Origin of the sequence: Streptomyces sp. NPDC048481 (assembly GCF_043200075.1) — a bacterium.
In the GTDB taxonomy this organism is placed as follows: Bacteria; Actinomycetota; Actinomycetes; order Streptomycetales; family Streptomycetaceae; genus Streptomyces.
On record NZ_JBICXC010000003.1, the window covers coordinates 216,144 to 227,607 of the forward strand.

The 11,464-nt window shown below is 73.6% G+C and carries 9 protein-coding genes; 2 read left to right on the forward strand and 7 right to left on the reverse strand.

Features of this window, described 5'->3' with window-relative positions:
- Nucleotides 1–91 precede the first annotated feature (91 nt).
- Nucleotides 92–823: a TIGR03943 family putative permease subunit gene (locus ACGFSH_RS11625; RefSeq protein WP_393347307.1), complete on the reverse strand. Its 732-nt coding sequence runs from the start codon at nt 821–823 to the stop codon at nt 92–94.
- Entirely contained in the window at nt 820–1,842 is a 1,023-nt protein-coding gene (locus tag ACGFSH_RS11630; protein WP_393347309.1) for a permease, read from the reverse strand. Before ACGFSH_RS11630 ends, ACGFSH_RS11625 begins: the two co-directional genes overlap by 4 nt.
- A gap of 188 nt (nt 1,843–2,030) precedes the next feature.
- Between ACGFSH_RS11630 and ACGFSH_RS11635 the strand changes: the two genes are divergently transcribed.
- Nucleotides 2,031–3,914 (forward strand): NAD-binding protein, encoded by a 1,884-nt coding sequence (locus tag ACGFSH_RS11635; RefSeq protein ID WP_393348096.1) that lies wholly within the window; start codon nt 2,031–2,033, stop codon nt 3,912–3,914.
- A 124-nt stretch (nt 3,915–4,038) separates the two neighbouring features.
- On the opposite strand, the gene ACGFSH_RS11640 is transcribed toward ACGFSH_RS11635, so the two are convergent.
- A complete protein-coding gene (locus ACGFSH_RS11640; protein WP_393347311.1) occupies nt 4,039–5,856 on the reverse strand; it encodes a prolyl oligopeptidase family serine peptidase in 1,818 nt (605 codons plus the stop codon).
- 146 nt (nt 5,857–6,002) lie between these two features.
- Here ACGFSH_RS11640 and ACGFSH_RS11645 point away from each other — a divergent pair, with 146 nt between their 5' ends.
- Entirely contained in the window at nt 6,003–6,842 is an 840-nt protein-coding gene (locus tag ACGFSH_RS11645; protein ID WP_393347313.1) for an SURF1 family protein, read from the forward strand.
- Here ACGFSH_RS11645 and ACGFSH_RS11650 read toward each other — a convergent pair.
- The 4 genes from ACGFSH_RS11650 to ACGFSH_RS11665 all read right to left on the reverse strand — a co-directional run bounded on the left by ACGFSH_RS11650 (nt 6,812) and on the right by ACGFSH_RS11665 (nt 11,369).
- Nucleotides 6,812–7,840: a hypothetical protein gene (locus tag ACGFSH_RS11650; RefSeq protein WP_393347315.1), complete on the reverse strand. Its 1,029-nt coding sequence runs from the start codon at nt 7,838–7,840 to the stop codon at nt 6,812–6,814. The two genes, ACGFSH_RS11645 and ACGFSH_RS11650, sit on opposite strands and share 31 nt — an antisense overlap.
- A 128-nt stretch (nt 7,841–7,968) precedes the next feature.
- A complete protein-coding gene (locus ACGFSH_RS11655) occupies nt 7,969–8,586 on the reverse strand; it encodes a SigE family RNA polymerase sigma factor (RefSeq protein ID WP_393348098.1) in 618 nt (205 codons plus the stop codon).
- Between the two features lie 447 nt (nt 8,587–9,033).
- Entirely contained in the window at nt 9,034–10,092 is a 1,059-nt protein-coding gene (locus tag ACGFSH_RS11660; protein WP_393348100.1) for an aspartate-semialdehyde dehydrogenase, read from the reverse strand.
- Nucleotides 10,092–11,369 (reverse strand): aspartate kinase, encoded by a 1,278-nt coding sequence (locus ACGFSH_RS11665; protein ID WP_393347317.1) that lies wholly within the window; start codon nt 11,367–11,369, stop codon nt 10,092–10,094. The genes ACGFSH_RS11660 and ACGFSH_RS11665 overlap by 1 nt, the downstream gene beginning before the upstream one ends.
- Nucleotides 11,370–11,464: the final 95 nt, after the last annotated feature.

Here is an 11,464-nt window from a genome sequence, read left to right on the forward strand (position 1 = left end):
CGCCCCGCCACCAGGGGTTGAGGAAGGCTTAACCGAGCTGATCGCGGGCCGCGTGCGCCCTCCGGTACCGATCGTGATCCACCCGGGACCCTCAGTTGTTCCAGGACTCGTCGTAGGGGTCCGTGGGCGTCGGTGCCGGCTCGGCGCGGGTGACCTTCAGGAAGGGGATCGGGCCGTCGTTGACCGGGTCGCGGGCGATGCGCGGGGTGTAGACGCCGGTGACGGTCAGCCAGGCGTCGGGCTGGAGGACCGGCGGGATGCGGCCGGTCAGGCCGATCTTTACCGGCTGGGCGTCCGCGGCACAGCAGTTGAGCGCCATGCGGACCAGGTAGGGGGTGCCGTCGTGGTCCAGGGCGACGAACCCGGTCAGCCGGACCCGGCGGCCCGCGAGGGTGCGGCCGTGGTCGTAGACGGCCCGGCCCGCGTAGTCGACGACGCCGAGCGGGAGGGGGTCCGTCGCGGGGAGGGACGGATAGGCGAGGGGCTCCTGAAGGGCCGTTCCGGTGCGGGTCGCGCTGTAGGAGCCGAGGGCGGGCGGGGCGACGAGGATCAGCGCCAGGAGGGGCAGGATCAGCAGCCAGGCGACCCGGGGCTCGGGGTGCGGGTGCGCCGCCGGTGCGGCGGCCGGCCTGGTGTGGTGCTTGGCTCGGCGCCGTTCGTACCACGCCGTCGCCAGCGCCGTCACGATGAGGACCGCGCCGGCCGCCAGCAGCAGGGGCCGCAGGCCCGCCTTGACGTAGCGCAGGTACAGGTCGGTGGCGCCGGCGTGCAGCAGGGCCGCGCCGAGGAGGAAGAGGACGGCCGACTGGGACTGTCGGTTCACAGCAGCACCCACCCCGTGAGCAGCGCCGACGCGATGGCCAGCGCGAAGGTCGCCGGGGCGAAGCGCAGCGCGAAGCCCCGGCCGAACGTACCCGCCTGCATCGCGAACAGCTTGAGGTCGATCATCGGGCCGACCACCAGGAAGGCGAGCCGTGCCGTGAGGGAGAACTGGGTCAGGGACGCGGCGACGAACGCGTCCGCCTCCGAGCAGATGGAGAGGATCACCGCGAGGAGGGCGAGGGTCAGGACGGCCACCGCCGGGTTGTCGGCCGCCGTGCGCAGCCAGCTCGCGGGCGCGACGGACTTCAGCGTCGCCGCCGCCATCGCGCCCACCACGAGGAATCCGCCCGCGTGCATCACGTCGTGCCGGACGGAGTCCCAGAACGCGGCTCCTCTGGTCTCCCCCTCGTGCGGTGCGTGGGTGGGCAGGCGCAGCCAGTCCGTGCGGCCGAGCCGCTGCCACAGCCAGCCCATCGCGCAGGCCGCGAGGAGACTGGCGGCGAACCGGGCCACCACCATCTCGGGGTCGCGGGGGAAGGCCACGGCCGTCGCCGTCAGCACGATCGGGTTGATCGCCGGCGCGGAGAGCAGGAAGGCGAGAGCCGCGGCGGGGGTGACGCCCCTGCGGACCAGGGCGCCGGCCACCGGCACCGACGCGCACTCGCAGCCGGGGAGCACCGCGCCCGCGAGTCCGGCGACCGGCACGGCGAGCGCCGGGCGCGCGGGCAGTGCGCGGGCGAAGAAGCTGGGCGGCACGTAGACGGCGATGGCCGCCGACAGCAGCACCCCGAGCACCAGGAACGGCAGCGCCTGGACCACCACGGCCACGAACACCGTCATCCAGCTCTGCATCACCGGTGCGGACAGGGCCCGGCGGACCGGGCTCTGCAACAGCACCATGAGGAGCAGCAGCATGGTCAGCACGAGCGGGGAGCTGAGCCGCGCCGCCCCGCGACCGGACGGCCCGACCGTCTCGTCCCGCCCGGTCTCCTCGGGCGGGGCCTCTTCGGCGATGGCCACGGGTCGGGTACCTCCGGCTTCCGGGTTCTCCCTGTTGCCTGTCTCTCGCATTCCCTCCCCTTTCCTACGGGAGTTCCGCCCCGGCCGTTCACGTCCGTCGTGGAACCTCCCGTCCCGGTGAGGCAGTCTTCTCCCTCGTGGGGAGCGTTCCGAATCAGGGTCAGCCGCCGGGGGCCGCCGGCGCGCACATGGTGGTGTGCGGCGACGACGGGCTGGCGCACCGGCTCGCCGCCGAACTGCGGGGCGTGTACGAGGAACAGGTCACCCTCGTCGTCCCGCCCGCGGAGCGCATGGTGCGGCCGCCGGTCGTCGGGCGGGCCCGCGCGGTGTCGGCGGCGCTGCTGGACCGGGTGGTGAGCGCGGCCGTCAACCGGGCGGCGGGCAACGGCACGACCTCCCCGGCGCCGGGCGAACCCGCGGGCGGTCAGCGCGTGTTGGAGGCGGTGGAGGCCACCGAGGCCGTGCTGGCCGAGGCGGGCGTGGAGCGGGCCGCCGCGCTGGCCCTCGTGTACGACGACGACGAGACGAACATCCGCGCCGCCCTCACCGCCCGCCGGCTCAATCCCCGGCTGCGGCTGGTACTGCGGCTCTACAACCGGCGGTTGGGCCAGCACATCGAGGAACTGCTGGACCAGGCCGCCGCGTTGGCCACCGGCGACGACCCCGACGTCTCCCGCACGTCCGGGGACGCCTCGACGACGGTGCTGTCCGACGCCGACACCGCCGCGCCCGCGCTCGCCGCGACCGCCGTCGTCGGCACCAGCAAGGTCGTCCAGACGGACGGGCTGCTGCTGCGCGCCGTGGAGCGGCCGCCGTCCGGGACCGGGGAGCCGGGCGCGCCGGGTCGCCCCACGCTCGCGCTGCTGTCGGCGAACGGCGGCGACCCGGCGTTCGCGGACGGTTCCGAGACCAGCGGCGAGCACGGCCCGCTGCTGCTGCCGGACGCGGAGACGGTGCGGGAGGCCGCCGCGTCGGGCAGGCGCGGGTCGGTCGTCCTGGAGCAGGTCGCCTACTCGGCCGGGCCCGCGCTGCCCGCCGGGCGGGGCGTCGGGGTCATGGCGCCGTTCGCCTCGTTGTTCTCGCGGCGGCTGCGGTGGTCGCTGGCCGGGCTGGTCGGGTGCGTGTTCGCGCTGGCGGTGGCGCTGTGGGTGGTGACCGGGGTCCATCCGCTGGGCGCGCTGTACCTGACGCTGCTGGACCTGTTCGCGATCAACGACCCGGCGGTGGGGGCCACCACCGGGCGGCAGGTCCTGCAACTCCTGTCCGGGCTGGTCGGGTTGCTGCTGCTGCCGGTGCTGCTGGCGGCGGTGCTGGAGGCGCTCGGGACGTTCCGCGGGGCGGGGGCGCTGCGCCGGCCGCCCCGGGGACTCGGCGGGCATGTCGTGCTGCTGGGGCTGGGGAAGATCGGCACGCGGGTGCTGATCCGGCTGCGGGAGCTGAACATCCCGGTGGTGTGCGTCGAGGCGGGGCCCGAGGCGCGCGGGCTGGCGGTGGCGCGGCGGCTGCGGGCGCCGGTGGTGCTGGGGGACGTCACGCAGGAGGGGGTGCTGGAGGCCGCGAAGATCCACCGCGCGCACGCGCTGCTCGCGGTGACCAGTTCCGATACGACGAATTTGGAGGCCGCGCTGTACGCCCGCTCGCTGCGGCCGGATCTGCGGGTGGTGCTGCGGCTGTACGACGACGACTTCGCGACCGCCGTGTACCGGACCCTGCGGGCGGCGCATCCCCAGGCGCTGACCCGCAGCCGGAGCGTCTCGCATCTGTCGGCTCCGTCGTTCGCCGGGGCGATGATGGGCCGGCAGATCCTGGGGGCGATCCCGGTGGAGCGGCGGGTGCTGCTGTTCGCCGCACTGGAGGTGGCGGGGTACGCGCAGCTGGAGGGCAGGACGGCCGGGGAGGCGTTCCGGGCCGGTTACTGGCGGGTGCTGGCGCTGGACACGGGGCGGGAGCGGCAGGGCGGTCCCGGGCTGGTGTGGGATCTGCCGGACGAGTACGTCCTGCGGGGCTCGGACCGGGTGGTGCTGGCGGCCATCCGCCGAGGGCTGGCCGAGTTGCTGCGGCGCAGGCGGTAGGGGGCGTGACGGGTGGGTGGGGCGGCGGAGGGTTCTCGCCCCCGCCGCCCCTGCCCGTCCCGTACAACCCGCACAACCCGCACAACCCGTACAACCCGTATCAGGAGATTCTGGGCCCCAGGGGTCAGGACGGCAGGTGCCGTTGCGCGAACTCCAGCTCCAGACGGACCTGCTTGATGCGTTCGTCGACCACGAGTGAGCCGTGGCCCGCGTCGTAGCGGTACACCTCGTGCACCGCGCCTCTGGCCTCCAGGCGTCGGACGTAGTTGTCGATCTGGCGGATGGGGCAGCGGGGGTCGTTCACGCCGGCCGAGATGTGGACGGGAGCCCGCACCTTGTCGACATAGGTCAGCGGGGAGGAGGCCTCGAAGCGTTCGGGGACCTCCTCGGGGGTGCCGCCGAGGAGGGTGCGGTCCATCGCCTTCAGGGCCTCCATCTCGTCGTGGTAGGCGGTGACGTAGTCGGCGACGGGCACGGCGGCGATGCCCACGGCCCAGGCGTCGGGCTGGAGTCCGAGGCCCAGGAGGGTGAGGTAGCCGCCCCAGGAGCCGCCGGTGAGGATCAGCCGGGCGGGGTCGGCGAGGCCGGAGTCCACCGCCCATTCGCGGACGGCTTCGATGTCCTCCAGCTCGATGAGGCCCACGCGGTGCTTCAGCGCGTCGGTCCAGGCGCGGCCGTAGCCGGTGGAGCCGCGGTAGTTGACGCGGACCACCGCGTAGCCGTGGTCCACCCAGGCCGCCGGCGCGGCCGCGAAGGCGTCGCTGTCGTGCCAGGTCGGGCCGCCGTGGATGTCGAAGACGGTGGGCAGCGGGCCGGTGGCGTCCGCGGGCTTCTGGACCAGGGCGTGGATGCGGCCGCCGGGGCCCTCCACCCACACGTCCTGCACGGGGACGGAGCCCGGCGACTTCGCGCCCGGGGGTTCGAGGACCACCTCGCCGGTCGTGGAGCGGACCACGGGCGGCCGGGCCGCGGAGGACCACAGGTACTCCACGCTGCCGTCGGGGCGGGCGGTCGCCCCGGAGACGGTGCCCGGCGGGGTGGGGATCCGCTCCAGCTCGGCGCTCGCCAGGTCGTAGCGGAACATCTCGCTGCGGGCCTCGAAGCTGTGCACGATGAGCAGCCCGGAGCCGTCCGGGTACCACTCGGCGCTGACGTCGCCGGGCAGGTCCAGGTCCAGGTCCGTCTGGGCGCCCGTCGTCACGTCCCAGACGAGGGGCTCCCAGCGGCCGCGGCGCTGGTGGCCGATGAGCAGGCGGGGGTCGCCGTCGACGGGGGCGAAGCCCAGCACCTCCAGGCCCAGCTCGACGGTGCCGCCGCGGGTGTCGTCGAGTTCGGCGACCTTGGTGCCGTCCAGGTGCAGGACGCGCAGCGCGGAGTGCATGGCGTCGCCGTGCTCGGTGTGCTCGACGGCGACGAGGCGCCCGTCGTGGGAGAGGTCGCCGACGCCCGCGGACTCGCGGTGGCGGTAGAGCTCGAAGGGGGGCTCGCCGGTGCGGGTGACGTGGATGGTCGTGCCGTCCTCGTCGGTGGAGCGGCCGACGACCGCCGTGCGGCCGTCGCGACCGAGGGCGAGGCCCGCCGGGTAGGAGGCGTCCAGGCCGGGCGTGGCCAGTTCGTCCTCCCCGCCGGTGAAGGACTGGCGGCGCCAGACGCCGAACTCGTCGCCGTCCTTGTCGTCGAACCACCAGATCCAGGCGCCGTCCGGGGAGAGCACGCCGTCCGTCGTGCCGTTGGCCCGGTCGGTGACCTGGCGCCGGTCGCCGGTGGCCCGGTCCCAGGCGTACAGCTCGTACGTCCCGGTCGCGTTCGACACGAAGAGGGAGTGGTCGGGGGCGTCCTGCGCCCAGTCGGGCAGCGACACCCGGGGCGCGCGGAAGCGCTTCTCCCAGTCGGGCATGTCCTCGTACCGCTCGGGTGCGGCGGACGCGTTGCTCTCAGTCATGGCCCCATACTGCCCGCCCGCGCCCGCAAAGAGACGCCGAGGTCCCCAGCCTGTGGACAACTTCCCACCGTCTTCCCACCGGCTTCCCACCGAACAGGCTCACCCCGCGGGGCGCGGAGGGCTTCCGGCCCCGTACCGTGGGGGGCGTGTACCGGTTTCTGCTGACGCCCCGATGGTGGGGGATCAACGTCTTCGTGCTGCTGGCCATCCCCTTCTGCCTGTTCATGGGGTCCTGGCAGCTGAGCCGGTTCGAGGCGCGGGTGGACGACCACCGTGACGCGAAGACGCAGGCCGAGTCGGCCCGTAGGGGGGCCGCGCGCCCGCTGGCCGAGCTGCTGCCCGTGGACAAGGCGACCTCGGGCAGGCAGGCCACCGCCACCGGCCGCTACGGCGCCCAGTTGCTGGTGCCCGACCGGGAGCTGGACGGGAAGAACGGCTTCTACGTGCTGTCCCTGCTGCGCGTCGACGGCGGCCGGGCGCTGCCGGTCGTGCGCGGCTGGCTGCCGGGCCGGGCGGACGCGGCGAAGGCCCCGGCGGCGCCCGCCGGCGAGGTGACGGTGACGGGGGCGCTCCAGGCCTCCGAGCAGCCCGGCGACGACGGGGTGAGCGGCCGGGGCGGCCTGCCGGCCGGGCAGACGGCGGCGATCAGCGCCGCGTCGCTGGTCAACCTGGTGCCCTACGACCTGTACGACGCGTGGATCACGCTGGACAAGGCCTCGCCGGGGATGACGGCGGTGCCCGCGAAGGCGGCGTCCGGCACGGGCCTCGACCTGAAGGCGTTCCAGAACCTCGGCTACACCGGCGAGTGGTTCGTCTTCGCCGGGTTCGTGGTCTTCATGTGGTTCCGGCTGCTGCGCCGCGAGGTCGAGTTCGAGCGGGACGCCCGGCTCGGGATCGTCCCGCAGGAGCCGGCGGCCGCCGGGCCGGACGCGGCCGCCGGGCCGTCGGAGCGCGCTCAGGACGAGGCCAGCACGCCCGTCCGGTAGATCGTCCCGGCGCACGCGTTCGGCACGGTCGCTTTGGCGGCCGCCGAGCCGTCCTCGCTCTTGTACGACACCACGACGCTTCCGTCGGCCGTGCCGTCCTCCGTGTACAGCTGGGCCGTGGCGCCGGAGGCGGTCTCGCCGCCGGTCGCGCCGGCCGGCTCGCTCGGCGAGGGCGAGGGGGAGGCCGTGCCGCCGCCGTCGCCGCCACCGGGGCCGCCGGGGGTGGGGCAGGTCTCGGCGGGCGCCCAGGCGAACTTCACCTCGTAGGCGGAGCCGGGGGCGAGGGTGAGCCGGGTGACGTTGAGGGAGGGGTCGGGCAGTCCGGCCGCCACGTCCCCGGAGGCGTGCGCCACGACGGTGATCTTCGTGGCGTCGGCGGCGCCCTGCGCCTCGTACGTCAGGGAGACGGCGCCGTCGGCGGTGCAGGCGGCGGAGGACGAGTTCTGCACGCGGAAGACGCCGTAGACGATGCCGGCCGCGTCGGGGACGGCGACGGTGGGGTCGGCGGCCGTCAGCTGGGCCGGCAGGCAGGCGGGGGCGTCCGCCGCGGTGGAGGCGCTGGGGCCGGTGGAGGCGGCGCCGTCCGTGGCCGCCTTGCCCTGGCCGGAGTCGGCGGCGCCGCTCTTCTCCGGTTCACCGGTGCCGCCGGTGGAGTCGCCGACCTTGCCCGAGGAGCCGCCGTCGGGGTTCTTGCCCTGATCGACGCCTCCCTGCGCCTGGGATGCCTGGCCGGCGATGGAAGGGTCGGCGTCGGAGCCGCCCGCGTTCGACACGTGCAGGACGGCGGGGACGGCGGTGCCGAGGAAGAGGGCCGCGGCCGCCATGCCGACGGCCGCCTGCCGCTTGCGGGCCCGCCGGACGGGGACCGCCCGCCGCAGGTGGTCCAGGGCGCCGTCGCGGGGCTCCATCTCCTGGACGACGTCGTGCAGCATCCGGCGCAGTGCGAGCTCGTCCGAGTCGAGCCCCTCGGGGCCCTGGTCGTCGAGGCGGTGGTTCACGGTTGAGTTCCCAGTGTGCGAGGGCTTCGGGTCTTGTGTGGGCGACGGCGGCTCGTGCCCCGCGGGGGGCTCGTCGCGCCCGGGACCGTCGGGGCCGCCACGGGCGTCCCGTTCTCCGGCTGCTCCGCTCACGCCGTCGCCTCCATGGCCTTGCGCAGGGCCGCGATCCCACGCGAGCCGTACGCCTTGACCGAGCCGAGGGAGACACCGAGGGTCTCGGCGACCTGGGCCTCGGTCATGTCCGCGAAGTAGCGCAGGACGAGGACCTCGCGCTGGCGGCGCTGGAGGCCCTTCATGGCCTTGATGAGCGAGTCGCGCTCCAGCTGGTCGTAGGCTCCCTCCTCCGCGCTGGCCATGTCCGGCATCGGCTTGGAGAGCAGCTTCAGGCCGAGGATGCGGCGGCGCAGCGCGGAGCGGGAGAGGTTGACGACCGTCTGGCGCAGGTAGGCGAGGGTCTTCTCCGGGTCGCGGACGCGCTTGCGCGCGGAGTGGACGCGGATGAAGGCCTCCTGGACGACGTCCTCGCAGGAGGCGGTGTCGTCGAGGAGGAGGGCGGCGAGCCCGAGGAGGGAGCGGTAGTGGGCCCGGTAGGTCTCGGTGAGGTGGTCGACGGTGGTGCCGGCCGCCACGGTGTCGTCGGCGGTCTCGGTGGTCGCCGCGGTCGCGGCGCCGGGGGCGGTGGCGCCGTCACGCTGGCCGGGGACGCGGGTGCGCCGCGCTGCGGGCATGGGCGCGATCACCGGCATGCCGCCGGGCGCGCCGGCGTTGCGGGTTCGTACGGCGCCGCGGGGCCGCAGGGCCGCGCCGAGGGGCGCCACCGGGAGTTCGAGTACCTCTGCCACGCCAGTTGGACACACTTCCCCCCGCGGGGGTTGTACGCGTCCGGCGTCTCTTTCGCGTCGGCCAAGGCCCCGCGCACCCGTCTCATGTGTCCCGCTCTTCCCCTGTAACCCTAGGAACGGGCGTCCCCACGCCCGTACCACGGCCGTCCCCGGCGCTGTGATCGTTCACACGCCTGTGCACACCGAAGGGTGACCGCGAAGACGCGCCCCGCCCTGCGCACGGTTGCGGGGGCGGGGAGGAAAATCTTCGGATGCCAAAGGTGTCCGATACAAGTGGTTCGGACCGTCGACCGGCTCACATTGCTTGAAAGATCTTACAATCCGACACTGCGCTGGTCAGCGTCATTTCCGTCAGGACAGCTCGGCGGCCAGCAGCTCCGCGATCTGGGCGGTGTTCAGCGCGGCCCCCTTGCGCAGGTTGTCCCCGCACACGAACAGCTCCAGCGCCGTCGGGTCGTCCAGCGCCCGGCGCACCCGGCCCACCCAGGTCGGGTCGGTGCCGACCACGTCGGCGGGCGTGGGGAACTCCCCCGCCGCCGGGTTGTCGAAGAGGACGACGCCGGGAGCCGTCGCGATGATCTCGCGGGCCCCGTCGACGGTGACCTCGTCCTGGAAACGGGCGTGGACGGTGAGCGAGTGCGTGGTGACGACGGGAACGCGCACGCAGGTCACCGCCACCGGAAGCTTCGGCAGCCCGAGGATCTTGCGGGACTCGTCCCGCACCTTCATCTCCTCCGAGGACCAGCCGTCCTCGCGCAGCGAGCCCGCCCACGGGACGACGTTCAGCGCGACCGGCTCCGGGAACGGGCCCGTGTTGTCGCCGACGGCCCGCCGCACGTCGCCCGGGTGCGTGCCCAGCTCGGTGCCGGCCACCAGCGCGATCTGCTGCCGCAGCGTCTCCACCCCGGCCCGCCCGGCCCCGCTCACCGCCTGGTACGAGGACACCACCAGCTCGCGCAGCCCGTACTCGGCGTGCAGCGCGCCCAGGGCGACGATCATCGACAGGGTGGTGCAGTTCGGGTTGGCGACGATCCCGCGCGGCCGGTTGCGCACCGTGTGCGCGTTGACCTCCGGGACCACCAGCGGCACGTCCGGGTCCATCCGGAAGGCGCCGGAGTTGTCCACCACGACCACGCCCCGGGCGGCGGCGAGCGGCGCCCAGTGCGCGGCGACGTCGTCGGGCACGTCGAACATGGCGACGTCGACCCCGTCGAAGACCTCCTCCGACAGGGCCAGCACCTCGACCTCCTCGCCGCGCACGGCCAGCTTGCGGCCGGCCGAGCGCGGCGAGGCGACGAGTCTGATCTCGCCCCAGACGTCGGCCCGCTGGGACAGGATCCGCAGCATGACCGTGCCGACGGCCCCGGTCGCCCCCACGACCGCGAGCGTCGGCCGGCGCGTTGCCGAGATCAACGCCCGGTGCCCCCGTAGACGACGGCCTCGTCGCTGTCGGAGTCGAGCCCGAAGGCGCTGTGCACGGCGCGCACCGCCTCGTTCACGTCGTCGGCGCGGGTCACCACCGAGATGCGGATCTCGGACGTCGAGATCAGCTCGATGTTGACGCCCGCGTCGGCCAGGGCCTTGAAGAAGTCGGCCGTGACGCCCGGGTTGGTCTTCATCCCGGCGCCGACCAGGGAGATCTTGCCGATCTGGTCGTCGTAGCGCAGCGAGTCGAAGCCGATGCCGGCCCGGTTCTTCTCCAGGGCGTCGATGGCCTTGCGGCCCTCGGCCTTGGGGAGGGTGAAGGAGATGTCCGTCAGGCCGGTCGCGGCCGCGGACACGTTCTGCACGATCATGTCGATGTTGATCTCGGCGTCGGAGATCGTGCGGAAGATCGCGGCGGCCTCGCCCGGCTTGTCGGGCACGCCGACGACCGTGACCTTGGCCTCGGAGGTGTCGTGCGCGACACCGGAGATGATGGCCTGCTCCACCGGCTTGTCCCCTTGTTCGATCGGTGCACTGCTGACCCACGTGCCCTGAAGTCCGCTGAAGGACGAGCGGACGTGGATCGGGATGTTGTAGCGGCGGGCGTACTCCACACAGCGGTGGAGCAGCACCTTGGAGCCGGACGCCGCGAGCTCCAGCATGTCCTCGAAGGCGATCCAGTCGATCTTGCGCGCCTTCTTCACCACGCGCGGGTCGGCGGTGAACACGCCGTCCACGTCGGTGTAGATCTCGCAGACCTCGGCGTCGAGCGCGGCGGCCAGGGCGACGGCCGTGGTGTCGGACCCGCCGCGCCCCAGCGTGGTGATGTCCTTCTTGTCCTGGCTGACGCCCTGGAACCCGGCGACGATGGCGATGTTGCCCTCGTCCAGCGCGGTCCGGATGCGGCCCGGCGTGACGTCGATGATCCGGGCTTTGTTGTGGACCGAGTCGGTGATGACGCCTGCCTGGCTGCCGGTGAACGACTGGGCGCTGTGGCCCAGGTTCTTGATCGCCATGGCCAGCAGGGCCATGGAGATCCGCTCTCCGGCGGTCAGCAGCATGTCGAATTCCCGGCCGCTGGGCATCGGTGACACCTGCTCGGCGAGATCGATCAGCTCGTCCGTCGTGTCGCCCATCGCGGAAACGACGACGACCACCTGGTGGCCGTTCTTCTTCGCTTCCACGATCCGCTTGGCGACGCGCTTGATGCCCTCGGCATCGGCTACGGAGGAGCCTCCGTACTTCTGCACGACAAGGCCCACGTGCGCTCCTCGCTCAGTTTGTCTCTTTCCCGCACATACGCCCTTGTACTGCGGTCGGCTCAGTCTAACGAGCGCCCGAAATCCGCCTCCCGGGT

What these genes read in the sequence shown, in the direction of transcription:
- ACGFSH_RS11635 (WP_393348096.1), top strand. Translation starts at nt 2,031, where the DNA reads ATGGTGGTGTGCGGCGACGACGGGCTGGCGCACCGGCTCGCCGCCGAA.
- ACGFSH_RS11655 (WP_393348098.1), bottom strand. Translation starts at nt 8,586, where the DNA reads ATGCCGGTGATCGCGCCCATGCCCGCAGCGCGGCGCACCCGCGTCCCC.
- ACGFSH_RS11640 (WP_393347311.1), bottom strand. Translation starts at nt 5,856, where the DNA reads ATGACTGAGAGCAACGCGTCCGCCGCACCCGAGCGGTACGAGGACATG.